The 23,114-nt window shown below is 36.8% G+C and carries 24 protein-coding genes; 10 read left to right on the forward strand and 14 right to left on the reverse strand.

Going from position 1 to position 23,114, the window contains the following annotated elements:
• Nucleotides 1–222: 222 nt before the first annotated feature.
• Genes lpdA through pdhA form a run of 4 tightly spaced genes read right to left on the reverse strand, consistent with a single transcriptional unit; the run spans nucleotide 223 to nucleotide 5,115 of the window.
• Nucleotides 223–1,635: a dihydrolipoyl dehydrogenase gene (lpdA, locus tag ACFQU5_RS06220; RefSeq protein WP_390285817.1), complete on the reverse strand. Its 1,413-nt coding sequence runs from the start codon at nucleotides 1,633–1,635 to the stop codon at nucleotides 223–225.
• Between the two features lie 3 nt (nucleotides 1,636–1,638).
• Nucleotides 1,639–2,997 carry a dihydrolipoamide acetyltransferase family protein gene (locus ACFQU5_RS06225; RefSeq protein ID WP_390285819.1) on the reverse strand — a complete coding sequence of 453 codons (1,359 nt, stop codon included), beginning with the start codon at nucleotides 2,995–2,997 and terminating at the stop codon, nucleotides 1,639–1,641.
• Nucleotides 2,998–3,021: 24 nt separating this feature from the next.
• The gene (locus ACFQU5_RS06230) at nucleotides 3,022–3,999 is read right to left on the reverse strand and encodes an alpha-ketoacid dehydrogenase subunit beta (protein ID WP_390285821.1); all 978 of its coding nucleotides are present in this window, start codon (nucleotides 3,997–3,999) and stop codon (nucleotides 3,022–3,024) included.
• 3 nt (nucleotides 4,000–4,002) lie between these two features.
• A complete protein-coding gene (gene pdhA / locus ACFQU5_RS06235) occupies nucleotides 4,003–5,115 on the reverse strand; it encodes a pyruvate dehydrogenase (acetyl-transferring) E1 component subunit alpha (protein WP_390285823.1) in 1,113 nt (370 codons plus the stop codon).
• 484 nt (nucleotides 5,116–5,599) lie between these two features.
• On the opposite strand from pdhA, the gene def reads away from it, so the two are divergent.
• Entirely contained in the window at nucleotides 5,600–6,157 is a 558-nt protein-coding gene (gene def, locus ACFQU5_RS06240) for a peptide deformylase (RefSeq protein WP_390285825.1), read from the forward strand.
• A gap of 161 nt (nucleotides 6,158–6,318) precedes the next feature.
• On the opposite strand, the gene ACFQU5_RS06245 is transcribed toward def, so the two are convergent.
• Complete coding sequence (locus ACFQU5_RS06245; protein WP_390285827.1) at nucleotides 6,319–7,089, reverse strand: Cof-type HAD-IIB family hydrolase; 771 nt, start codon at nucleotides 7,087–7,089, stop codon at nucleotides 6,319–6,321.
• A 585-nt stretch (nucleotides 7,090–7,674) separates the two neighbouring features.
• Here ACFQU5_RS06245 and ACFQU5_RS06250 point away from each other — a divergent pair.
• Both ACFQU5_RS06250 and rnjA read left to right on the forward strand, forming a co-directional pair.
• Nucleotides 7,675–7,884, forward strand: coding sequence for a DNA-dependent RNA polymerase subunit epsilon (locus ACFQU5_RS06250; protein WP_390285829.1), 210 nt, complete (start codon nucleotides 7,675–7,677; stop codon nucleotides 7,882–7,884).
• A 6-nt stretch (nucleotides 7,885–7,890) separates the two neighbouring features.
• Nucleotides 7,891–9,558: a ribonuclease J1 gene (rnjA, locus tag ACFQU5_RS06255; protein WP_390285831.1), complete on the forward strand. Its 1,668-nt coding sequence runs from the start codon at nucleotides 7,891–7,893 to the stop codon at nucleotides 9,556–9,558.
• A 126-nt stretch (nucleotides 9,559–9,684) separates the two neighbouring features.
• On the opposite strand, the gene ACFQU5_RS06260 is transcribed toward rnjA, so the two are convergent.
• Both ACFQU5_RS06260 and ACFQU5_RS06265 read right to left on the reverse strand, forming a co-directional pair.
• Nucleotides 9,685–10,344 carry a potassium channel family protein gene (locus tag ACFQU5_RS06260; protein WP_390285834.1) on the reverse strand — a complete coding sequence of 220 codons (660 nt, stop codon included), beginning with the start codon at nucleotides 10,342–10,344 and terminating at the stop codon, nucleotides 9,685–9,687.
• Nucleotides 10,345–10,426: 82 nt separating this feature from the next.
• On the reverse strand, nucleotides 10,427–11,212 hold the full coding sequence (locus ACFQU5_RS06265; RefSeq protein ID WP_390285836.1) for a class I SAM-dependent methyltransferase: 786 nt from the start codon (nucleotides 11,210–11,212) through the stop codon (nucleotides 10,427–10,429).
• A gap of 166 nt (nucleotides 11,213–11,378) precedes the next feature.
• On the opposite strand from ACFQU5_RS06265, the gene ACFQU5_RS06270 reads away from it, so the two are divergent.
• Entirely contained in the window at nucleotides 11,379–12,140 is a 762-nt protein-coding gene (locus tag ACFQU5_RS06270; RefSeq protein ID WP_390285838.1) for a DUF2935 domain-containing protein, read from the forward strand.
• A 51-nt stretch (nucleotides 12,141–12,191) separates the two neighbouring features.
• Here ACFQU5_RS06270 and ACFQU5_RS06275 read toward each other — a convergent pair whose 3' ends face one another.
• Together ACFQU5_RS06275 and ACFQU5_RS06280 are read right to left on the reverse strand one after the other, a co-directional pair.
• Nucleotides 12,192–12,635 (reverse strand): TlpA family protein disulfide reductase, encoded by a 444-nt coding sequence (locus ACFQU5_RS06275; protein ID WP_390285840.1) that lies wholly within the window; start codon nucleotides 12,633–12,635, stop codon nucleotides 12,192–12,194.
• A gap of 44 nt (nucleotides 12,636–12,679) precedes the next feature.
• Nucleotides 12,680–13,222, reverse strand: a complete 543-nt coding sequence (locus tag ACFQU5_RS06280; protein ID WP_390285842.1) for a peroxiredoxin — start codon at nucleotides 13,220–13,222, stop codon at nucleotides 12,680–12,682.
• Between the two features lie 237 nt (nucleotides 13,223–13,459).
• On the opposite strand from ACFQU5_RS06280, the gene ACFQU5_RS06285 reads away from it, so the two are divergent.
• The 6 genes from ACFQU5_RS06285 to ACFQU5_RS06310 all read left to right on the forward strand — a co-directional run bounded on the left by ACFQU5_RS06285 (nucleotide 13,460) and on the right by ACFQU5_RS06310 (nucleotide 19,265).
• Complete coding sequence (locus ACFQU5_RS06285; protein WP_390285844.1) at nucleotides 13,460–14,002, forward strand: helix-turn-helix domain-containing protein; 543 nt, start codon at nucleotides 13,460–13,462, stop codon at nucleotides 14,000–14,002.
• Nucleotides 14,003–14,018: 16 nt separating this feature from the next.
• Entirely contained in the window at nucleotides 14,019–15,119 is a 1,101-nt protein-coding gene (locus tag ACFQU5_RS06290) for an ABC transporter ATP-binding protein (protein WP_390285846.1), read from the forward strand.
• Complete coding sequence (locus ACFQU5_RS06295; protein ID WP_390285848.1) at nucleotides 15,112–15,915, forward strand: ABC transporter permease; 804 nt, start codon at nucleotides 15,112–15,114, stop codon at nucleotides 15,913–15,915. The genes ACFQU5_RS06290 and ACFQU5_RS06295 overlap by 8 nt, the downstream gene beginning before the upstream one ends.
• Complete coding sequence (locus ACFQU5_RS06300) at nucleotides 15,915–16,715, forward strand: ABC transporter permease (RefSeq protein WP_390285850.1); 801 nt, start codon at nucleotides 15,915–15,917, stop codon at nucleotides 16,713–16,715. The genes ACFQU5_RS06295 and ACFQU5_RS06300 overlap by 1 nt, the downstream gene beginning before the upstream one ends.
• Nucleotides 16,712–17,788, forward strand: coding sequence for an ABC transporter substrate-binding protein (locus ACFQU5_RS06305; RefSeq protein ID WP_390285852.1), 1,077 nt, complete (start codon nucleotides 16,712–16,714; stop codon nucleotides 17,786–17,788). Before ACFQU5_RS06300 ends, ACFQU5_RS06305 begins: the two co-directional genes overlap by 4 nt.
• 265 nt (nucleotides 17,789–18,053) lie before the next feature.
• On the forward strand, nucleotides 18,054–19,265 hold the full coding sequence (locus tag ACFQU5_RS06310) for an MFS transporter (RefSeq protein ID WP_390285854.1): 1,212 nt from the start codon (nucleotides 18,054–18,056) through the stop codon (nucleotides 19,263–19,265).
• A 42-nt stretch (nucleotides 19,266–19,307) separates the two neighbouring features.
• Here the strand turns inward: ACFQU5_RS06310 and ACFQU5_RS06315 are convergent, their stop codons facing one another.
• The 5 genes from ACFQU5_RS06315 to ACFQU5_RS06335 form a co-directional block, all read right to left on the reverse strand.
• Entirely contained in the window at nucleotides 19,308–20,426 is a 1,119-nt protein-coding gene (locus tag ACFQU5_RS06315; RefSeq protein WP_390285856.1) for an N-acetyldiaminopimelate deacetylase, read from the reverse strand.
• 12 nt (nucleotides 20,427–20,438) lie between these two features.
• A complete protein-coding gene (dapD, locus tag ACFQU5_RS06320) occupies nucleotides 20,439–21,155 on the reverse strand; it encodes a 2,3,4,5-tetrahydropyridine-2,6-dicarboxylate N-acetyltransferase (RefSeq protein ID WP_390285858.1) in 717 nt (238 codons plus the stop codon).
• A 110-nt stretch (nucleotides 21,156–21,265) separates the two neighbouring features.
• Nucleotides 21,266–22,156 carry a transcriptional regulator CcpC gene (gene ccpC / locus ACFQU5_RS06325; protein ID WP_390285860.1) on the reverse strand — a complete coding sequence of 297 codons (891 nt, stop codon included), beginning with the start codon at nucleotides 22,154–22,156 and terminating at the stop codon, nucleotides 21,266–21,268.
• 87 nt (nucleotides 22,157–22,243) lie between these two features.
• Entirely contained in the window at nucleotides 22,244–22,687 is a 444-nt protein-coding gene (gene cbpB / locus ACFQU5_RS06330) for a cyclic-di-AMP-binding protein CbpB (protein ID WP_390285862.1), read from the reverse strand.
• 145 nt (nucleotides 22,688–22,832) lie between these two features.
• Nucleotides 22,833–23,072, reverse strand: a complete 240-nt coding sequence (locus ACFQU5_RS06335) for a short-chain dehydrogenase (RefSeq protein ID WP_390285864.1) — start codon at nucleotides 23,070–23,072, stop codon at nucleotides 22,833–22,835.
• Between the last annotated feature and the right edge of the window lie 42 nt (nucleotides 23,073–23,114).

Raw genomic sequence — 23,114 nt, forward strand, 5'->3', positions numbered from 1 at the left:
AATTTTTTGTAGCTTTGCAATATATTTTTGAAGCAACAATGATCTATTTCTCCCTATTTACTCTTGAAAACACTTCAGGGCAATCTAGCATATAAAGACTTGATAATTTAGCTAGATATAGAATAAAAAAAATTGATTCAAGTTAAAATTTTTGTTTTCCTCAATATAAAAAAAACACATTAGCTACAAAAGGTTGTAGCATAATGCGTTTAGATTAAAAGATTATTTTGAAATAATATGGATCGGGTTGCCAAGAAGTACTTCAGCAGTTTCCATTGTAATTTCCCCTAATGTAGGGTGAGGGTGAATTGTTAGTGCAACATCTTCAGCAGTCATGCCGCCTTCGATTGCCAAGCAAAGCTCAGAAATCATGTCAGAAGCACCAGCCCCAATAATTTGAGCACCCACCAGTAAACCGTCTTCTTTACGTGCAACTAGTTTAACGAAACCTTCAGTTTGGTTTAAAGCTAATGCACGGCCGTTAGCTGCAAACGGGAATTTTGCAACGTTTACTTCTAAGCCTTCAGCTTTTGCAGATTCTTCACTGTAACCAACAGTAGCCATTTCTGGATCTGTGAAGCATACAGCCGGGATTGCTAAGTAGTCAACAATCGAATGTTCACCAGCAATTGCTTCAGCAGCAACTTTACCTTCGTAAGATGCTTTGTGAGCAAGTTGTGGACCATCAACAATATCACCAATCGCATAGATGTTTGGTATATTTGTACGGCATTGTTTATCAACTTTGATTAAACCGCGTTCAGCAAACTCGATACCGATTTGCTCTAATCCGATTTCATCTGTGTTTGGACGGCGACCAACAGTTACTAATACGTAGTCAGCTTCAACTTTTTTCTCTTCTCCGCCAACTTCATAAGTAACGATAACGCCATTTTCGTTTTCTTCTACACCTTTAGCAGATGCGTTTACTTCGATTGTAACACCTTTTTTCTTTAGGCCTTTTTTCACGATTGCTGTCATTTGTTTTTCGAAGCCAGCTAAGATATCTTTTCCGCCTTCAACGATTGTTACCTCAGTACCGAAGTTTGCAAAAGCAGAACCTAATTCTGTACCGATGTATCCGCCACCAATAACAACTAATTTTTTCGGTAATTCTTTTAAGTTAAGAGCACCTGTGGAGTTAAGTACACGTTCTGTATATTTGAAAGTTGGAATTTCAACAGGACGAGAACCAGTTGCTAGAATCGCATTTTTGAAAGTATATGTTTGAGCAGAATCTCCATTGATAATACGAACTGTATTTGCATCACTGAAGTATGCTTCACCTTTAACGATGTCAACTTTATTACCTTTTAGCAGCCCTTCAACACCGCCAGTTAATTTATTAACTACACTGTTTTTGAAGTTTTGTACTTTTTCAAAATCAAGTTTAACTTCAGAAGCGAAAACACCCATATCTTCTGAATGTTGTGCTTGCTCGAAACGGTGACCAACTGAAATTAACGCTTTTGAAGGAATACATCCTACGTTAAGGCAAACGCCACCTACTACATCTTTTTCTACAATTGTAACTTTTTGACCAGTTTGAGCTGCACGAATTGCTGCAACATATCCACCAGGTCCAGCCCCTACGACTAAAGTGTCAATTTCGATTGCGAAATCTCCTACTACCATTTTTTACGCCTCCATTAATAAAAGTTCCGGGTCACTTAACAAACGTTTTAAATGATTTAAAGCATTTTGTGCTGTGGCTCCGTCGATCATTCGATGATCAAAGCTCAAAGATAATGCTAACACAGGTGCACCTAAAATTTCACCATTTTTTATCACTGGTTTCTCAGAAATTCTTCCAATTCCTAAAATCGCTACTTCAGGATGGTTAATTACTGGTGTAAACCATTGACCTCCAGCAGACCCAATATTCGTAATTGAACATGAACCGCCTTTCATTTCATTTGGAGAAAGTTTACCTTCACGAGCTTTTGTTGCTAATTCATTAATTTCAGCAGAAATATTGAATATTGATTTGCGATCAGCATGTTTTACTACCGGTACAAGTAATCCTTTTTCAGTATCTGCAGCAATTCCGATGTTGAAGTAATGCTTTTGGATAATTTCATTTGTTGCATCATCAAATGAACGGTTGAATTCAGGGTATTCACGTAATGTAGAAACTAGCGCTTTGACTACATATGGCAGATAAGTTAATTTGATTCCTTTTTCTGATGCAATATCCTTGAATTTTTTGCGATGTGCTACCAATTCTGTTACATCTACTTCGTCCATTAAAGTAACATGTGGTGCAGTTTGTTTAGAGTGAACCATGGCTTTAGCAATGGCCTTACGGATTCCAGATATTTTCTCGCGAGTTTCCGGGAATTCCCCTTCCAAGTTGACTTGACCACTTGTAGTCACAGTTTCTTCATTAGATGTTGTAGCCTCAACCACAGGTGTTTGTTCTACAACTTCAGCTTTAGATGTTGTTGCTCCACCATTTGAGTGGTTGTCAATATCTTCTTTCAGAATACGTCCATTTTTACCTGAACCACTGACAAGCTGAATATCGACGCCTTTTGTTCTAGCATATTTACGAACGGATGGCATCGCAATGATACGTTTTGCATTTTCCGTAGAGTCTGCTGAAAGGTCAACAGCTGGATCTTCTTTAGAATCTCCTTCTACTGGTGCTTTTTCTATCGGGTCGCCATCTTCAGCAGTACCTTGAACTTGAGCACTTGTAGTAGAAGTTGACTCTTCTTTGTGGTGATCGTCACCTTTGAACTGAAGATTTTCGTAGCCAGGTGCATCAATTCGAATGATGACATCGCCTACGACTGCGACTGAACCTTCTTCAACGAGGATTTCCTGAATTGTTCCTTCTACAGGTGAAGGCATCTCTACAACTGCTTTATCATTTTGAATTTCACATAGTACATCATCTTCTTGAATTTTGTCGCCCGCTTTAACGAACCATTTTACGATTTCACCTTCATGTATACCTTCTCCAATATCAGGCATGCGGAATTCAAACGCCATATTTTTCACCCTTTCTTCCTATGATTAGAACGTTAAAACTTTTTTCGCAGTTTCTAGAATATCTTTATAGTTTGGCAACCAAATGTTTTCGGCTTGTGGGAATGGATAAATTGTATCGGGTGCTGCTACTCGTAATACTGGTGCCTCTAAGCTTAAAATGGCACGCTCTGTGATTTCAGCTACAACGTTTGCAGCAATACCTGCTTGTTTTTGTGCTTCTTGAACGACGATTGCACGGTTTGTTTTTTCAACTGACGCAATAATCGTTTCTATATCTAGTGGTTGAACCGTACGTAAATCCACCACTTCTACCGAGTACCCTTCTTTTTCAAGCTCCTGAGCTGCTTTTAGACTTTCGTGGACCATTAAGCCATAAGCAAAGATCGATAAATCTCTTCCTTCACGTTTCACATCCGCTTTTCCAAGTGGAATTGTATATGATTCCTCAGGTACTTCTTCCTTTACAGAACGATATAATTTTAAGTGTTCTAAGAAAATTACCGGATCATTATCGCGAATCGACGAAATTAACAATCCTTTCGCATCGTACGGTGTTGATGGAATAACTACCTTTAACCCGGGTTGCTGTGCCATTAAACCTTCTAAACTATCAGAGTGCATTTCAGGTGTATGAACGCCGCCTCCGAATGGAGAACGAATCGTTACAGGCATATTGAAAGTATTTCCTGTACGGTAGCGATAACGAGCTAACTGTCCACTAATTGAGTCCATTACCTCAAATACGAAGCCGAAGAATTGGATTTCAGGAACAGAACGGTAACCTGTTAATGACAAACCTACTGCTAAACCACCGATTCCAGATTCAGCAAGTGGTGTATCAAATACGCGGTCTACACCAAATTCCTTTTGAAGACCTTCAGTTGCACGGAAAACACCACCGTTTACACCTACGTCTTCACCGAACACTAAAACATTTTCATCATCTCTTAATTCGCAACGGAGTGCATCCGTAATCGCTTGAATCATTGTCATTTGTGCCATAGGTTATTTCGACTCCTTCGCTTCAAAGATTTCATATTGCTCTTGTAGATTAAACGGTTTTTCTTCATACATATTTGAAATTAAGTCAGTAACTTTTTGTTTAGGTGTTTCATCTGCTTTTTTGATTGCCGCTTTAATTTCTTCTTTCGCTTGTTCAATTACTTCTGTTTCTTTTTGTTCATTCCATAAACCTTTACCTTCTAAGTAGATACGGAAACGAACGATTGGGTCTTTTGCTGCCCACTCATTATCTATATCTGAAGTACGGTAACGTGTTGGATCATCACCAGACATTGTATGTGGACCATATCGATAACACATTGTCTCGATTAATGATGGACCTTCACCTCTAACCGCACGATCTCGTGCATCTTTAGTCGCCACGTAAACAGCAAGTGGATCCATACCATCTACTAATACACTTGGGATACCAGCAGAAATCCCTTTTTGTGCAATTGTTTTTGCTGCTGTTTGTACTTCACGTGGTGTTGATATAGCAAACTGGTTATTTTGTACAATGAATATGGCTGGTGCCTTGAACGCACCTGCAAAGTTGATTCCTTCATAGAAATCGCCTTGAGAAGAACCGCCGTCACCTGTATAAGTGATTGCAACATCAGCAGTACCACGTTTTTTAATACCTAGTGCAACCCCTGCAGTTTGAACGTATTGAGCACCGATAATGATTTGTGGCGGTAGAACGTTTACACCTTCCGGAATTTGATTTCCTACAAAATGTCCTCTACTAAATAGGAAAGCTTTCCAAAGCGGTAAACCATGATAAACGATTTGCGGCACATCACGATAACCTGGTAGAATCCAGTCATTTTTCTCTAATGCAAAGTGTGAAGCTAATTGAGATGCCTCTTGCCCAGCAGTTGGCGCATAGAAACCTAGTCTTCCTTGACGGTTCAATGAGATAGAACGTTGATCTAAAATTCTTGTATATACCATACGTGACATCAGCTCAACTAACTCTTCGTCAGATAAATTCGGAACTGCATCCTCATTCACAACTTTTCCTTCTTCATTTAAGATTTGGAACATTTCAAACTTATTTTCGATTGACTCTAAAGTAGCAGCTGGTTCAAATTGTTTTAAAGATTTTTCTCCCATATAGCACCTCTCCTTATATACTGTATTAAAATAAATTTCAAAAATATTAGTACAACAACTTGTTAAATTGAGTATATAAAAATAAATTCATTCGGTCAATCATTGATTTCTGTTTATTTTGCACTTTTTTCCTTAATGGTTCTTCATCTATTTTTCTAATTCTGTTATATATTAATAGCGAAACTGTATTACAACAGAAAGTGGCAACTCATGTAGTTATTAGTTTCCTCAAATAACTTTCCCCACCAGATTCGTTTTTATTTGTATTCACATATACTATTATAACTAAACTTTTCTAAAGCAAAAAAAAGCAACATATGATATTTTTGAAAGAAGATAAAATCAGTTTTTTGCAAACAAAGAAAACTGGGCTACTGTTCAACTAGAAATGTGCATTAAAACAAAGATTAAGAATACTTGGCGATAAGCAAAGTTTACTACTATAATTTAAGTAGATAGTTTTTTATTGAAAGGAAGTTTAAGTATGATTTTAATGGAAGATATTATTCGAGATGGCCACCCTACTTTAAGAACAAAAGCAGAGGAAGTTAAGTTTCCCTTATCTGACGATGACCGAAAACTGGCAAGTGATATGCTGGAATACCTCATCAATAGTCAAGATCCTGAACTTTCCGAAAAGTATGGTCTTCGTCCTGGAGTTGGGTTGGCAGCCAATCAAGTAAACTCATTAAAAAGAATGTTTGCCCTACATTTAGAAGATGATACAGGAGAACAATTAAGCTTTGTTGCCGTTAACCCTAAAATCGTTAGTCACTCTGTAGAAAAAACATACCTTCCTTCTGGTGAAGGGTGTCTTTCAGTTGACCGGTCAATCCCAGGGTTTGTCCCTCGATACGCTAGAATTACTGTTAAGTTCTTGACAGTTGATGGCGAAGAAAAGAAAATGCGTCTAAAGGGATTCCCGGCCATTGCCTTCCAACATGAACTAGACCACCTAAACGGGGTTATGTTTTACGATCACATAAATAGCGAAAATCCATTCGAACAAGAGCAAAATTCATTTCCATTTGGTGAAGAGTAGGTCATTTAATAATAGTAAAGGGGGCGTCTCACAATTATTTTCAGACGCCCCCTTCATTATTAACAAAATATTTTATTTATAGTCTAAGCATTCTAAAACATACTACATAGACTAATTAAGAAAGGTATTTTTATAATCATATGGTGCAAGTTTTACATAGATTAAATGATATTAAGGATTTTCATGGCTTTTGCTACACCATCGCGATCCACATGATCCGTAATAATATCAGCAACTGCCTTTGCCTCTTCTACCCCATTGCCCATAGCAACAGAAGTGCCAACTTCACGAAGCATTTCAATATCATTTAATCCATCACCAAAAGCGATCGCTTTTTCAATCGGTATATTTACTCTTTCTAATAATTTCTTAATTCCTCTTGCTTTTGAACCGTCTTTTGGCAGAATATCGCATGAATATGGGTGCCATCTAACAAAATTGACTTCCGAAAACGTCTCTCTATACAATGGTTCGGCCGATTCTTCCATGAAAATTAGAGTTTGGTACACTTCATTAGATTCATAAAATAACGGATTGCTATAGGGATATGAATATTTTAAGGTATTTAAACTTTGTTCGATAAAGGAATGTCCTTCAATCGAAGCGACCATTTCCTTGTCATCAATAAACACGACAGGATGATTTCGCTCTAGTCCAAAATCGATAATTTTCGCTAAATATTCTTTCGGTACACTATCTGTATAAATTACTTCGCCTTTATATACGACATATTGACCATTGAAAGTAACGTATGTATCAATCTCCAGCTCCTTTAATATGCTTTGAATCATAAAAGGTGCTCTGCCAGTTGCAATCGCAATTTCATAACCATTGTTTCGTGCTGCTTCAATCGCCTTTTTTGCAGAATCGGGAATTTTTTTCTCACTATTATAAAGAGTCCCGTCAACATCAAAAAATATTATACTTGTCATTTCTTACCCCACTCTACACATATTTATATGTAAACGGAAAATACTTTACATATAGAAAAAGTCATTATTCTCTAAGTTAGGAGTGATCCGCCATGTTAAAGCGACTCAAAAAGAGAATTTTGAAACGATTAAATGGAATCCTCGGAAAAAAATCAATTGCTTAAGCCCTTCAAATTGGAGGGCTTTTCTTTATTTTAAGACAGACGCATGATAATATAAAGGAAATGCATCTTTAACCAAGATTATTGACATTTATCTTCTTTCATTATAGAAAAGACAAACTCTATCCAATCATACAAAATCAATGTCTAAATTATACTGTTCTTTTCGAAATTTCAATTACCTTAACAGTAGAACAAGACTCTTTAACCAATTGATGGTAAAATGGGTACAAGTGTTTTTTCGTGTTAAGAAAATTATTGAAAAGAAGATAAAGCTTTTTGCAAAATCGGTAGCTTTTGATATATCATTTTTTATTATCTTTATCTTATGCAATTGTTACGCTACTCTTTTTATGGCAAGTAGTTCACTTTAAAATAATCGAAACGATGCACGTAAATGTACGTTAATTAAAGGAGAGAAATCATGATTTACAAAGTTTATTACCAAGACAATGCTCAAGAAGTACCAGTTCGCGAAAATACTAAAAGTCTTTATTTAGAAGCAGCTTCAGAAAGAGAAGTCCGCAGCTATCTTAAAGATCGTAACTACAATATCGAGTATATCCAATTACTTGAGGGCAATTATTTAGAATATGAAAAAAATAGCCCGAACTTTCAGTTGGAGAATGCTTAGATCATTATGAAATTTGTAAAAAATGATCAAGCAGCGGTATTCGCTCTCGGCGGACTGGGCGAAATCGGAAAAAACACATATGCAGTACAATTCCAGGATGAAATTATTGTCATTGATGCTGGAATCAAATTTCCGGATGATGATTTATTAGGAATCGACTATGTTATTCCGGATTACACGTATTTAGTACGAAATGTTGATAAAATTAAAGGTTTATTTATCACCCACGGACATGAAGACCACATTGGCGGAATTCCTTATCTATTACGCCAATTAAATATTCCGGTCTATGGTGGGAAGCTTGCTCTGGGATTATTGCGAAATAAACTAGATGAGCATGGATTATTGCGTACAACAAAGCTTATTGAAATCAAAGAAGACGATGTCATCAAATTTAGAAAAACATCAGTTAGCTTCTTCCGTACAACTCACAGTATTCCAGATGCATATGGTATCGTTGTGAAAACACCACCCGGCAATATTGTTCATACCGGAGATTTCAAGTTCGACTTCACGCCAGTTGGTGAACCTGCGAACTTAACTAAAATGGCTGAAATCGGTCGTGATGGTGTCCTTTGCTTACTTTCTGACAGTACAAATGCAGAAGTACCGAATTTTACAATGTCTGAACGTAAAGTTGGCGAAAGCATTGATGATATTTTACGTAAAGTAGATGGTCGTATAATTTTTGCGACTTTCGCTTCTAATATCCATCGACTACAGCAAGTAACTGACGCAGCAGCGCAGTTCGGTCGTAAAATCGCCGTATTTGGACGTTCAATGGATAATGCCATTACAATCGGACGTGAATTAGGCTATATTACAGCACCAAAAGAGACATTTGTCGATGCTCAAACGATCAATCGTTTGCCAGCTAATGAAGTACTGATTTTATGTACAGGTTCACAAGGTGAACCAATGGCGGCTTTATCACGAATTGCGAATGGTACACATAGACAAATTCAGATTCAACCTGGAGATACTGTTGTATTCTCTTCTTCACCAATTCCAGGAAATCAAATGAGTGTCAATAAAATTATTAATCTTTTATTCCGTGCTGGTGCCGAAGTCATCCATGGTTCTTTGAATAATATCCATACATCTGGTCATGGATCTCAAGAAGAGCAAAAGTTGATGCTCCGTTTAATGAAGCCGAAGTTCTTCATGCCGATTCACGGTGAATATCGCATGTTAAAAATGCATACTAAACTAGCAGAGGATTGCGATGTTCCGATTAACAATACATTTGTCATGGAAAATGGCGAAGTACTTGCTTTAAGCTCGAACGAAGCTCAGGTTACTGGTAAAATCCCTTCTGGAGATGTTTATATTGATGGAAGCGGTATTGGTGATATTGGTAATATCGTTTTACGCGACAGACGCATCCTATCTGAAGAAGGATTGGTCATCGTCGTTGTAAGTGTTGATATGAAAAAACAAAAACTTGTTTCTGGACCCGACATTATTTCACGTGGTTTTGTTTATATGCGCGAATCAGGCTCACTAATTAGTGAAGCCCAAAAAATGTTAAATAGCCATTTAAATGAAATGGTTCAAGTGAAGTCTACTCAATGGACAGAAATGAAAAATGAAATTACTGACGTTTTAGGACCGTATTTATTTGAGAAAACAAAAAGACGTCCAATGATACTACCAATTATTATGGAAGTGTAATAAAAAAGGTTGTCCAATATTGGACAACTTTTTTTTATTGTATCTATAATATTCGCCAATGATTGGATATTAGTCATCGACACATATAAATCCGTATAAATCGTCATGAATTTAGATACTGCACTACTAGCTCATCATTTTTTTGACAAATCGATTAATATCAACGTCTGCGCCAATTACAAGTAATATATCACCCAGCAATATTTTGTCATCCGCAGCCGGGGAGATGACTATGGATTCTCCCCTTTTTATCCCGACGATGTTAATACCATAGTTTGCTCGGATGTCTAGATCAATTAGTGAAAAACCAGCAATTCGGTCATTTGCTCGAATCTCCATAATGGAATGTTCGTCTGATAGCTCTAAATAATCCAGAACATTGCTCGACATCATATTATTCGCTATTCGAATCCCCATATCACGCTCTGGATGCACCACTTGATCTGCTCCAATTTTATGGAGTACTCTTGCGTGATAATCATTTTGGGCTTTAACTGTAATCTGTTTTACCCCGAGATCCTTCAAGATTAACGTTGTTAAAATACTGGCTTGAATATTCTCGCCAATCGCAATAATAACGTGTTCAAAGTTCCGAAGACCCAAGGATATAATCACTTCTTCATCCGTCGTATCTGCAATAACTGCTTGAGTTGCAATCCTAGCAAATTCATCTACACGCTCTGCTTGAGTATCAATGGCTAAAACGTCTGCTCCGAGACGGATCAACTCTCTAACGATACTGCCACCAAAACGCCCTAAACCTACAACTACAAATTCTTTTTTCATCATAACCCTCCGTACAAAATCATCAATGCTACTATTTTAACTTAGTGTCATTATTTTGTACAAATATCCATTGAAAAATTTGCTAAAGATTTATATTCGCTTCTTTTTTACCAACCACACGAATTCTTTTATAATCTGCATGCCAATTTCCCTCTGTAAATAAAACCTCTCTTAAATTGTTCTCAACACGGCTAATAATGTCCTGCTTTTGTTGTTCATCAATACCGCTAAATAATTGTCCGCCAAACATCTTGATCCAATTCTTTAAACCTTGTTCTCCGTCTAATTTTGTTGGTCTGTTGTAATGCTCGGCATATGTAACTCTAAACCCCGCGATTTCCATTAATGTTGTATACTCACCTATACTTGGATAAAACCATGGAAACTGAATTTCCTTAAACTCCATTCCCTCTGCTTGAATTTCACTAATTATTTCATTAGTTATGGTTTGTACATTTCCTTTCCCACCAAATTCTGCAACAAATCGTCCATCATGTTTTAAGCTCCTGTAGATGCAATATAGAGCTTTTTCTGGGGGTTTTACCCAATGCAGTGTGGCGTTGGAAAATACGGCATCAAACTCTTCCTTATATTCTAATTCGGTTGCATCCTTTACATCAAAAGTTATATCTTCATACTTACTTCTCGCCTGTTCGACCATATTGATCGATTTATCGACGCCCGTCACATTAGCACCCAAAGTCCAAATTTTATATGCTAAATCTCCTGTACCACAACCAAGATCCAGTATCTTTTCCTTTTCTCTTGGAGCCAGAAGTTGTACCAGATCCTTACCGTACCGAGATACAAATGAATGGCTTTGGTCATATAAATTGGCATTCCACTGATCGTTTACTGCTTTTACCATGGCAACCCCTCCTATTTAACTTATATTTTACCCCTAACTCTCCCCAATGAATATTTCAAAAAAATTATAAGCCTTATAAGTAAAAGGAATAAGACCAACTCTTTAATAAACTTATAACCAAATGAATACCTTATTTTGTAGTACTAACTAAGGAGGCGTAAACAGCTTGGCTCTCTTTTTTGAAAGTGCTGTGTTTGAACATCAGTTTTGGCTAAGGATCTTGGGCGACCATTCCCGATTTATTCATGACTCTCTTTATCCATCTGAGCAAGAGGATATCGCAAAAGCTACTCAATTTATTCAAGTATTTGATTATTTGTATAACGATTTGAATCAGCAAGATGAATCTACAATTCTTTCTTACACAAACCAAGTGGAAGAACCAGTGAACCAATTAAAAGCATTTAAACTGTCAATTATTGGACGCCATATTACTGGAGAAATGAAAATCCATCTTACTCCAAGCTTTGTTAATCACATGGTAAATGAATTGGAAGAATATCAACGAATTATTAGTTACCTTAAGCTAGGAAAAGTACCACCCATATTCCATGAACTTCACCACCATTTACTTTGGCTAATAGATGCATCTGGCCATGCAGGCGCTATTAACGACCGCCTAGATGGTGTGGAGAGAAGACTGAAAGAAAAGAGTCAAACTTTTACAAAGCATTTTGACCATTTTTATTTAAAAGCTGTGGAATTAACTGGATTTTTACGAACAAACATCCATAAATTTCCTGCGCTTGCCAAGTTTAATAAAGATGTGGAATTAGAGATGAATCTTTTTAAAACATTTTTAAATGAACTGGAGGAAATGGAGCTCAATGCGGAAAGTTTAGGGATATTTTCTGCTTTGATGGCTGATCATATGGCAAGGGAAGAACAATATTATTTAATGAAGCTTGCACAATCACAGTCGGTATAAGTTACAAAAGTGTAGACTATTAACAATGCGTCTACACTTCTTATTTTTTCTTTACTCTTCATTCAAAACTCGAAGTACTCGTTTTTCCAGCATCTTCATGCCACTTCCTCCAGATTGATAATGACGGAGCACTCCTTTTTGATCAAATAGATAATAAGAAGGTACATATTGGTTATTAAAAGTATCTGTAAGCGTCAATTGATTATCGATGTATATAGGTTGTGTTATTTTATATCTACGGGCTGCTTTTTTTATTTTTCCTATATCCGTATCCTCTTTCGATCTAGGCATATGAACTGCTATAAAATTCACACGCTCACCAAATCTCTCTCTAAATTGATTGAATTGCGGCATGATTTCTTTACATTCATGGCAGCTCATGGACCAAAAATGGATGATCGTTGGCTTTTCACCCACTAATTCTTCCTGTTTGACACTTCCATTTAACCAGGCGGCTTCACCATTGAACTTAGGCATTTGTGAACGTAATTTCAAGAAACTTCCCCCTTAAAAAATATATAAGGAACTCACTTTTAGCGTTATATCGTATCGTCACCTGGTCTCCAACTCGCAGGGCAAAGGCGTCCTGTTTGAAGTGCTTGAAGAACACGCAGCACCTCTTCGGTATCACGACCAATATTATTGTGATGGACAACCACGTATTGAAGTTCCCCTTCAGGATTAATAATAAATAGCCCTCTTAAGGCAATCCCCTCTTCTTCAACCAAGACTCCATACTTCCTTGCCACTTGATGATTATGGTCAGCTGCTAAAGGATACTGTAGTTGACCGAGTCCATTTTTTGTTCGGTCTGTATTAATCCAAGCTAAGTGCGTATAGATTGTGTCCGTTGAAGCACCTATTAGTCTTGCATCAAGTTCATCAAATTCATCATAATAATCCGACATTTCTGTTATTTCTGTAGGGCAAACAAAGGTAAAATCCATCGGGTAAAAAAATAATACCGTCCATTTTTTTAGTTTAATGTTTTCTTCCAAAGAAACTTTTCCAAAAGACTTATCTGGCATCACGGCATCCATTTCAAATTTTGGTGCTGCTCTGCCTACCATTAAAACATGCATATTCTCTTCCTCCAATTTAGAAATTCATATTGAAATCAACATTGAAGAATTCTTTTCATCACCAGAAGAAATAATAAGGGGAAAAAGTTCCCCCTGCAGGAAAATATTTCATAAACGCCTATTGAATTGCTTACATGATTCTGTATAATAGTATCGGTAATAGTAAACATTAAGTTATAAAATAGTAAACTTTCATACTTTAAGTTTATGTATATTAAACTGATAAGGAGTTATTAAATGCAAATTGGTGCGAAAATTAAAGCATTACGACTTAAAAAAGGACTTACTCAGGAAGAGTTAGGTGAAAGAACTGATTTAACGAAAGGTTATATCTCTCAGCTAGAACGTGATTTAAATTCGCCATCAATTGAAACATTATTTTCTATTTTAGAAGTGTTGGGAACAACCCCAAAGGATTTCTTTGACGACTCGTTACAAGAACAAAAAGTAGTCTATAACATAGATGACCAAACCTCTCATGTTGATGAAGAAAAGAATTATAAAATTCAATGGCTGATACCCACTTCGAATGAAAAGGATATGGAGCCGGTACTTATAACTCTTCAGGAGAATGGCGAGTATAAACAGTTCGAACCTTCTTTAGCTGAGACATTTATCTATATATTAAAAGGCCGTATACGAGTTGTCTTAGGCAAAAATGAGTATATTGCCTGTGAAGGGAATGCTATTTACTATGAAGCATCCACCGATCATCAAATCTTCAATGCTAACAATGGCATAACCGAATTGCTGTTAGTAGCAACAGAATCTTATTTATAGTTTAGGAGGCTCGAGAATGAACAACACAATTATCCGATTCGAGAATGTTTCAAAATCTTATGATGATGGAACAGTTGTATTAAAAAATATTAATTTTGAACTTGAGAGAGGAAAGTTTTATACCTTATTGGGCCCATCAGGCTGCGGTAAAACGACTATTCTTCGTATTATTGCTGGATTTACAGATCCGACTGAAGGTTCGATCTATTTCAATGATAAAAAAATGAATCAAATTCCTGCAAACGAACGCCAAGTAAATACTGTTTTTCAGGACTATGCATTATTTCCCCATCTAAATGTCTTTGAAAATGTCGCTTTTGGACTACGTATTAAAAAGCTAAAAGAAAAAGAAATTCAGGATCGCGTCTTAGAAGCATTGAAGTTCGTTAACTTAGCAGGCTTCAGTAATCGCGAAATCTCTGAAATGTCTGGTGGTCAGCGTCAACGCGTAGCGATTGCCCGTGCGATTGTAAATGATCCTGAGGTCATTCTTTTAGACGAGCCATTATCTGCACTTGACTTAAAACTACGTTCAGAAATGCAATATGAGCTTCGTGAATTACAGCAACGCTTAGGCAAAACCTTTGTCTTTGTGACACATGACCAAGAAGAAGCTTTAGCCATGTCTGATGAAATTTTCGTCATAAATGATGGTGAAATTCAACAATCCGGAACGCCGGTAGATATTTATGATGAGCCAATTAACCGTTTTGTAGCAGACTTTATTGGTGAATCCAATATTGTCGATGGTGTCATGGTTGAAGACTTTAAGGTTCAATTTACCGGAAAAACTTTTGATTGTGTCGACCAGGGCATGAAACCGAATGAGAAAATTGATATCGTCATTCGTCCAGAGGATCTCGAAATTACAACAGTTGACAGAGGTAAACTTATCGTTACTGTTGATACACAATTATTCCGTGGTGTTCATTATGAGCTATCCACTTATGATAAAGATGGCAATGAATGGCTCGTTCATTCACTTAAAAAGGCAGATGTAGGCGAACAAATTGGCTTAGACTTTGACCCTGAAAGCATTCATGTTATGCGTTTAAACGAAACAGAAGAAGAGTTCGATAAACGTCTGGAGTCTTACGGAGAAGAAGAAAATGTTTAACAAAGCTTCAAAGGGTTCGCTAGTTCCCTATACTATCTGGATAGCCTTATTTGTCATCGCGCCGATCATCTTAATCGTTTATTATTCCATGTTGGATTTAAACGGGCATTTTACATTAGCTAATTATCAGAATTTCTTTTCACCTGTTTATTTAAAAATGACTTTAACAAGCTTTTGGTATGCATTTTTAATTACCTTATTTACATTATTGTTTGCCTACCCAACAGCTTATCTCTTAACACGAACAAAACATAAGCATTTATGGTTGATGCTCATTATTATTCCATCATGGATTAATTTATTATTAAAAACTTATGCTTTTATTGGGATTTTCGGATTATACGGTCCAATTAACGCATTTTTAGAGGTATTTGGACTAGATCCACAGCAAATTTTATTTACAGATTTTAGTTTCATTTTTGTTTCAGTTTATATTTTTATTCCATTTATGATCATTCCGATTTTCAATTCGCTGGATAAATTGAATCCGACACTAGTTTATGCAGCACGAGATCTAGGTGCTTCAAGTTTTACAATCTTCCGCCGTGTTATTTTTCCTTTAACGATTGACGGTGTGAAGTCTGGTATTCAAGTAACTTTTATTCCAGCCCTATCATTATTCATGATAACGCGCTTAATTGCAGGTAATCAGGTGATTACCTTAGGTACTGCGATTGAACAGCAATTCCTTGTTTCCCAAAACTGGGGTATGGGGTCAACTATTGCAGTATTCTTGATTATTATTATGGTCATTATTATGCTTCTGACAGGTCAAAAGAAGGGGGGCCGTGCATAATGAAAAAATTATCAACTGCCTCAAAAATCTATTTATTGTTAGTTTTTGTCATATTATATGCTCCAATTTTCTACCTCATTTTCTATTCATTTAATAGTGGCGGCTCTATGAACAACTTTGAGTCTTTTACATTTGAGCATTATAAGGCAGTATTTGAAGATTCAAGACTGATAACAATTTTGCTGAATACAGCGATTGTCGCTTTATTATCAGGATTAATAGCAACAATTATTGGTACACTAGGTGCCATTGGAATCGTCTCGATCAAAGATAAAAAAATGCGGAACACATTACTCTCTCTAAATAATGTATTAATTGTGAGTCCTGATGTTGTCATCGGGGCAAGTTTCTTAATTTTATTTACAATGATTGGCGTAAAATTAGGTTTTACTTCTGTATTAGTTTCACACGTAGCCTTCAGTATCCCCATCGTTGTTCTTATGGTATTGCCAAAGCTACTAGAAATGAACACTTCGCTCATAGATGCTGCACGTGACCTGGGTGCCTCAAGACGAGATGTGTTAACTCGCGTAATTCTTCCCTATATTCAGCCAGGGATTTTCGCAGGGTTCTTCTTAGCCTTAACCTATTCATTAGATGATTTTGCTGTTACATTTTTTGTAACTGGTAATGGTTTCTCCACGTTATCTATTGAAATTTATTCAATGGCACGCGCTGGAATATCTTTAACAGTCAATGCAATTTCAGGACTTGTCTTCTTTGTTACTATTTTAGTTGTCATTGGCTACTACTTCGTAACAAATCGTGCAAAACGTGTAAGTGAGGAGGTACAACGATGAAATCATTAATTCATGCTGCAATTGCCATCATAGTCGTCTGTACTTTCCTATTTTTTGCGGTAGACCGCCTGCAATCAGCTGGTTCTGCCGGCAGTAAGGATACCATTACAGTTTATAACTGGGGCGAGTATATCGATCCGGGATTAATTGATCAGTTTACAGAGGAAACTGGCATTAAAGTGATTTATGAAACATTCGACTCAAACGAGGCCATGATGACAAAAGTAGAACAAGGCGGTTCAGCTTATGATGTTGCTGTACCTTCAGAGTATATGGTTGAGATGATGAAAGAAAAAGACTTACTTTTACCAATTGATCATTCAAAGCTTCCTAACTTTAATAATATTGACCCCTACTTCCTAGATTTAGCCTTTGATCCAGGAAACAAATATTCGATTCCTTATTTTTGGGGTACGGTCGGAATTGTTTATAATCCAAGCTTAGTTGACGAACATTTAGATTTTTCGTCATGGGTGGATCTTTGGGACGCCTCACTAAAAGGAAAAGTATTCCTGGTTGATGGAGCTCGTGAAGTGATGGGAATGGGTCTAAATTCTTTAGGTGAATCACTTAATTCAAAAGACGATGCTCTCCTTCGTGAGGCTACGGATAAATTGATTACATTATCACCTAACATAAAAGCGGTGATCGGGGATGAAATAACACCTCTAATGATTAATAATGAAGCAACCGTTGCCCTTACCTGGTCTGGACAAGCAGCTGATATGATGTGGGAAAACGAAGAACTTGACTATGCGGTCCCGGAAGAAGGCTCAAATTTATGGTTTGATAATTTTGTAATTCCTAAAACAGCTGCAAATATAGACGGAGCTCACGCCTTTATCAATTTCATGTTAGATGCGGAAAATTCCGCTCAAAATAATGATTATGTTGGGTATTCTACACCAAACGCTGCTGCAATGGAATTAATGGACCCAGAAGTTATAGAAGATGAACGCTTCTATCCAACTGAAGAGATTCGTGAAAAATTAGAAGTTTATGAAAACCTTGGACTTGAATGGTTAGGTAAATATAATGAATACTTCTTGGAATTTAAAATGAGCATACGATAATCAATTTTTTTGGGTGTCCAAGAAGTTATATTACTTGGACACCCTTTCAATCTTCTTATGTTCAGAAGAAAATTGCGCTCCTGGTCGGGAACATCAAAATGTACCCCCTTAGAGCAAAGGGGTGTTTCGAACCTTTTATGCCGAATATCAGCCTAAAGACTCCTATTTAAATCTAGTGTATCGATATACAATATGATAAGCTTTTAGATACACGAATTAATTTGTATTTTTTTGGGGATATAGATAAGGGGAAAGGTGGACTGTAATGTCACAGAAAAAGAAAAAAATAGCCTTAACAATTTTAATGCTTAATATGTTTATTACCATGGGTGGGGTAGGAATTGTTATTCCTGTTCTGCCTTCCTATTTAGATATTTTCGGTGTAGGTGGCGAAGTCTACGGTACATTAATCGCAGTTTTTGCATTGGCCCAGTTTTTATTTTCTCCGCATGCAGGAAGTTTATCAGATCGCTTCGGTCGCAAAATATTTATCATCGGCGGACTTATCATCTATGGCATTTCACAAATCATTTTCGGTTTAGCTAGTGAAGTTTGGATTTTATACTTGGGACGTTTTCTAAGTGGATTCGGAGCTGCCTTCATTATGACAACAATAATGGCTTATGTTGCGGATATCACAACGATTGAAGAACGTGGAAAAGGCATGGGATTAATTGGAGCTGCCATATCACTAGGCTTTATGATTGGACCTGGATTAGGAGGATTTTTGGCAAAAGTGGATTTACATTTCCCGTTCTTTCTAGCTGGTGGCGTTGCTTTAATTGCAGCCCTACTTTCGTTCATTGTATTGCCAAATGTTCAACCACAGGTAAATGAAGCAGTAAAAAATGCACCTCGGGAAAATCTCTTAAGTCAATTAGTGCGTTCCGTAAAAACGCCTTATTTTGTCATTCTAATTGTCGTGTTCACTTTTAGTTTTGGGATTTCAAACTTCCAGTCAACACTATCCATGTTTCTGACTTACAAATTTGACTATTCACCAACCGATATTGCCATTGTTATTACAGTAGGTGGATTTGCCGGAGTCGTTCTCCAAATGTTTATCATTGATAAATTATTTAAACGGTTTGGCGAGATGAAAGTCATTTTAGTCAATTTAGTTGTGGCAGCAATTACTATGGTCTTAATGGTTTATGTCGGAGGTTTCTTCATCATTCTAACGATTGCAACCCTATTCCAAATCGCAACGGTGTTTATCCGACCTGCAGTAAATACATTGATATCAAAATTCGCCGGAAACGAGCAAGGCTTTGCAGCCGGTATGAATAATGCGTACATGAGTTTAGGAAACATGATTGGTCCTGCACTTGCGGGTGTATTATTGGAATGGCATTTATCTATTCCATTCATATTAGGGGCAGTAATTTTATTAGCTTGTTTTGGATTAGCCTATGGATGGACATTGAAAAAATCCCCTCAATTACTACATCCAACAGCTGAAACTGAAACAAAGTAAAATAAAAATGGAAATGTCCATAATGGGCATTTCCATTTTTTATTATAAGCTTCGAATAAATTGTTCAACGAAGTTTGCATTAAAGGATAGCAACTCTTCATCAGGGTTAATTTTTGCATGGTGCAAGCCATATTCACAATTTGCCCCAGTCCAAAACATCGCACCTGGAATATCTCTTAGAAAATATCCAAAGTCTTCACCCGTCATTGCTGCTGGACATTCATAAGGGTTTGCTCCCCCGAATGTTTCAGCAAAAGAGAGTAATTTCTTTGCACATACAGAGTCATTATTTACTTCATAATACATAGAACCATAATCAATGTGTAGATCGCATTCAAAGGAAGCTTCGATTCCAGAACAAATTGCATCAATCCGTTTTTTCACATCAGCCATTGCCTCAGCATTGAGTGTACGAATAGTTCCTTCCAATCTTGCATTCTCAGCAATAATATTTTGAACTGTACCTGAAGTTAGTTTTCCGATTGTCACCACAGCACTATCCATCGGGTTAATATTGCGACTCACAATTGTTTGCAATTGCATTATTAAATTAGCAGCAGCAACAGTCATATCCCTTGTTTTATGCGGGTAAGCAGCATGCCCACCCAAACCTTTTAAATCAATAAAGAGCTCTGATGTATTAGCAAATAATAAACCTGGACGTGTTGCTATTGTTCCAACTGGATATTCTGGCGCTATATGCAAGGCATAGATTTCGTCTGGTATAAGGTCTGGTCGCTCCGCCTTCAACCAATTTAGCATCGGCTCTGCACCTCCAGGACCTTCCTCAGCAGGTTGGAAATACACAACCACATTTTGTGTTGGCTGATTTTTCGCTAAGGATTCAACCATGCCAAGTGCAATTGTCATATGGCAATCATGGCCACAAGCATGCATATTTCCTTCATGAGTAGATGAAAAAGGTAGACCCGTTTCCTCGATAATAGGTAAACCATCAATATCCGAACGCCAACCAATTGTTTTAGATGGATGACTACCTTCAATCTTCACCACAATACCTGTTTCCCATGTCGTAACACTTATGTGGTCTTGTGGAAAAAGAGAGATTTTATCCAGTAAATACTTTTGAGTTTTAAATTCCTGAAAACCTAACTCAGGTATTTGATGTAACTCTCTACGAATTTGAACAAGTGTATCCATCATAACACCTTCTTAAATATTTCTTAGAGCATCGATAATTTCAGTTTTAGATTTTGTTTTCTCATCTAATTGCTTTAATACGCGAGCAGGTACTCCACCTACAACTGTGTATGGCTCAACATCGCTAATTACGATTGCACCTGCTGCAACAACGGCACCTTGACCTACACGTACACCTTCTAGTACTACTGCGTTTGCACCAATAACAACATCATCTTCAATAATTACTGGAGTTGCAGATGGTGGTTCGATCACTCCTGCAAGAACAGTTCCCGCTCCAATATGGCACCCTTTACCAACAGTCGCACGGCCACCTAATACAGCACCCATATCGATCATTGTTTTTTCACCGATTTCAGCGCCGATATTAATAATCGCACCCATCATAATAACTGCATTATCACCAATTGTTACTTGATCACGGATGATTGCACCTGGCTCGATACGAGCATTTTGATATTTTAAATCCAGTAAAGGAACACCCGAGTTACGACGGTCATTTTCAACCACATAGTCCTCGATTTGGCTTGCATGTTCTTTTAAGCTTGCTTCGATTTCATTCCATTCACCGAAAACAACAGCGCTATTTCCTTCACCGAAAACTTTTGTATTTTCTCCATATGATAAAGAAGCGACACCTTCACCTTTAACGTAAACTTTCACTGGTGTTACCTTTTTAGAATCTGAGATAAATTGAATAATTTCTTGTGCATTTAATTTATTAGTCATTGTTTGTTAAATCTCCTTATCTATGTAAAATATACTCACATATATGATTGTACTAAATTTTCTAATAAATAGCACGCATAATTGACTAGGTTCAACTAAATAATTATACATCACTTCGTATAATCATAAAGGCAACTTGCGTGTTGTGTTACGACATCCATAAAAGCAGCTACTTGTCTTAATTCAAAAGATGAATCATAGCCAATCAACCATGTATCTCGTGTTAGGCCAGTATCTTTTTCATTTTGGGTTAGCGGAATTTTATTAACATTTTCTTCCCCATTTAATGTAATGGACGGCAAAATTGCATAGCCTATACCATTCATAGCCATTTGTTTACAAGTTTCTATTTGATCTACAATTATTTGCCTTTTCGGATTTGAAGAGAAATGACGCTGCCACCACAATTGTATCTCTTGGTAGTAATTCGAATCACTTTTAAACTGAATAAATGGCCGATCCGTCGTCAAGATATCATCAATATTTTCGATTTCTTGATCGACGAGGTACATCATATCTCTAAATAAGTGAACTTTTTTCCCTTTCCATTCAACTTGCCCACGCACAATTCCGACATGTGCTTCTCCTTCGTATAACGCTTTGACAATTTCTGAGCTCCAGCCTGTAATTAATGAAATTTTAGCATCAGGATAGATTGTGACAAACTCCTTTAATACTTTGGGAAGCCAATTTTGACCTACAATTGAGGCACAGGCGATTTTTAATGTACCATGTACTTTCGAATTAAGCGCTTGAATTGTATCAAAGACTTGCTCTTTCCTTATGATTGTTTCATTTGCATATTGGATGACTAATTCTCCAGCCGGGGTTGGCGTAAGACCCTTTTGAGAACGTATAAATAGCTGTGCACCCCATTCTTTTTCGATTGATTGCAATCTTTGGGAGAGGGCAGGCTGTGTTAGGAATAATCGTTCAGCTGCTTTCCTCATATTCTTCTCTTCTGCTAATACCTTAACGATTTCTGCTTCTGTTGCAGTCATCTAACTCCCCCTTTAGATAGGTCTAGTATAAAAAACGACAAAACCCTATTACAGGATTTTGTCGAGTCTAATTGTTGAGCAATTCTATTAATCTTCTACTTGATAAATATATTTTTTTAACTGTTTTAAAATGACGCGACGTGTTAGAATACCCACAAATGTTCCTTCATCATCAACGACGCATAAAAAAGCATGATTAATGACTAAATCCAATGCCTTCTGGAAATTATCGGAAATGTTTAAATGTGTGACATTAGAGTCCATACAATCATCAACTTTAATATTCGCTAATTTTTCATATTCAATTCGTTCCAATCCCAAGATGGACTCTGTAATCATCTTACTGCTTAATAGACCATGTAAGCGATACTTAATGTCCAATACTGGCACAGAAGAATAACCTGTCTTGGTTAAAACGAGTAAAGCATGCTCGGCACTATTACCAATTTGAACATGTGCAACTTTTTCTGATGAAATAATAAAGTCACTAATTGGTGTCTCTAATAATGCTCTTGTGTTAGTTGAAATCATGACCTTCTACTCCTTTGCCTGTCAATATCTTTCTTAACAGGGAAACTACACTCTTCTACTATCATATCACAATTTGTTCACAATTGACCATGATATGGAACAGTATTTTAGAGTAGAAGGATGATTTATTTAAAAGGATCACATACTAATATCCATAAATTGACCAATAATAAAAGATAATTATTCCAGTAAATAACCCGAAAATAATATACATAATTATAATTGGGTTCATTGCGACAGGATGGTCTCTTACAAGTTTACTAATTGGCACATCGGCTGCAGATTCACGATGTCTTGTCTTTTTCATTACACCTGCTGTCAATAAGTATGATACAACAACAATGAGTGCCCCGACAATAATCGTCGGTATTGTCCACATGCCCATCATTACACCTCCCCTTTTTTCTAAATTCAGAAAGTGTAATTA

Origin of the sequence: Ureibacillus sp. GCM10028918, from assembly GCF_042666115.1 — a bacterium.
Lineage (GTDB): Bacteria > Bacillota > Bacilli > Bacillales_A > Planococcaceae > Ureibacillus.

What these genes read in the sequence shown, in the direction of transcription:
- lpdA (WP_390285817.1), bottom strand. Translation starts at nt 1,635, where the DNA reads ATGGTAGTAGGAGATTTCGCAATCGAAATTGACACTTTAGTCGTAGGG.
- ACFQU5_RS06225 (WP_390285819.1), bottom strand. Translation starts at nt 2,997, where the DNA reads ATGGCGTTTGAATTCCGCATGCCTGATATTGGAGAAGGTATACATGAA.
- ACFQU5_RS06230 (WP_390285821.1), bottom strand. Translation starts at nt 3,999, where the DNA reads ATGGCACAAATGACAATGATTCAAGCGATTACGGATGCACTCCGTTGC.
- pdhA (WP_390285823.1), bottom strand. Translation starts at nt 5,115, where the DNA reads ATGGGAGAAAAATCTTTAAAACAATTTGAACCAGCTGCTACTTTAGAG.
- def (WP_390285825.1), top strand. Translation starts at nt 5,600, where the DNA reads ATGATTTTAATGGAAGATATTATTCGAGATGGCCACCCTACTTTAAGA.
- ACFQU5_RS06245 (WP_390285827.1), bottom strand. Translation starts at nt 7,089, where the DNA reads ATGACAAGTATAATATTTTTTGATGTTGACGGGACTCTTTATAATAGT.
- ACFQU5_RS06250 (WP_390285829.1), top strand. Translation starts at nt 7,675, where the DNA reads ATGATTTACAAAGTTTATTACCAAGACAATGCTCAAGAAGTACCAGTT.
- rnjA (WP_390285831.1), top strand. Translation starts at nt 7,891, where the DNA reads ATGAAATTTGTAAAAAATGATCAAGCAGCGGTATTCGCTCTCGGCGGA.
- ACFQU5_RS06260 (WP_390285834.1), bottom strand. Translation starts at nt 10,344, where the DNA reads ATGAAAAAAGAATTTGTAGTTGTAGGTTTAGGGCGTTTTGGTGGCAGT.
- ACFQU5_RS06265 (WP_390285836.1), bottom strand. Translation starts at nt 11,212, where the DNA reads ATGGTAAAAGCAGTAAACGATCAGTGGAATGCCAATTTATATGACCAA.
- ACFQU5_RS06280 (WP_390285842.1), bottom strand. Translation starts at nt 13,222, where the DNA reads ATGCATGTTTTAATGGTAGGCAGAGCAGCACCAAAATTTGAAATGGAT.
- ACFQU5_RS06285 (WP_390285844.1), top strand. Translation starts at nt 13,460, where the DNA reads ATGCAAATTGGTGCGAAAATTAAAGCATTACGACTTAAAAAAGGACTT.
- ACFQU5_RS06290 (WP_390285846.1), top strand. Translation starts at nt 14,019, where the DNA reads ATGAACAACACAATTATCCGATTCGAGAATGTTTCAAAATCTTATGAT.
- ACFQU5_RS06295 (WP_390285848.1), top strand. Translation starts at nt 15,112, where the DNA reads ATGTTTAACAAAGCTTCAAAGGGTTCGCTAGTTCCCTATACTATCTGG.
- ACFQU5_RS06300 (WP_390285850.1), top strand. Translation starts at nt 15,915, where the DNA reads ATGAAAAAATTATCAACTGCCTCAAAAATCTATTTATTGTTAGTTTTT.
- ACFQU5_RS06305 (WP_390285852.1), top strand. Translation starts at nt 16,712, where the DNA reads ATGAAATCATTAATTCATGCTGCAATTGCCATCATAGTCGTCTGTACT.
- ACFQU5_RS06310 (WP_390285854.1), top strand. Translation starts at nt 18,054, where the DNA reads ATGTCACAGAAAAAGAAAAAAATAGCCTTAACAATTTTAATGCTTAAT.
- ACFQU5_RS06315 (WP_390285856.1), bottom strand. Translation starts at nt 20,426, where the DNA reads ATGGATACACTTGTTCAAATTCGTAGAGAGTTACATCAAATACCTGAG.
- dapD (WP_390285858.1), bottom strand. Translation starts at nt 21,155, where the DNA reads ATGACTAATAAATTAAATGCACAAGAAATTATTCAATTTATCTCAGAT.
- ccpC (WP_390285860.1), bottom strand. Translation starts at nt 22,156, where the DNA reads ATGACTGCAACAGAAGCAGAAATCGTTAAGGTATTAGCAGAAGAGAAG.
- cbpB (WP_390285862.1), bottom strand. Translation starts at nt 22,687, where the DNA reads ATGATTTCAACTAACACAAGAGCATTATTAGAGACACCAATTAGTGAC.
- ACFQU5_RS06335 (WP_390285864.1), bottom strand. Translation starts at nt 23,072, where the DNA reads ATGGGCATGTGGACAATACCGACGATTATTGTCGGGGCACTCATTGTT.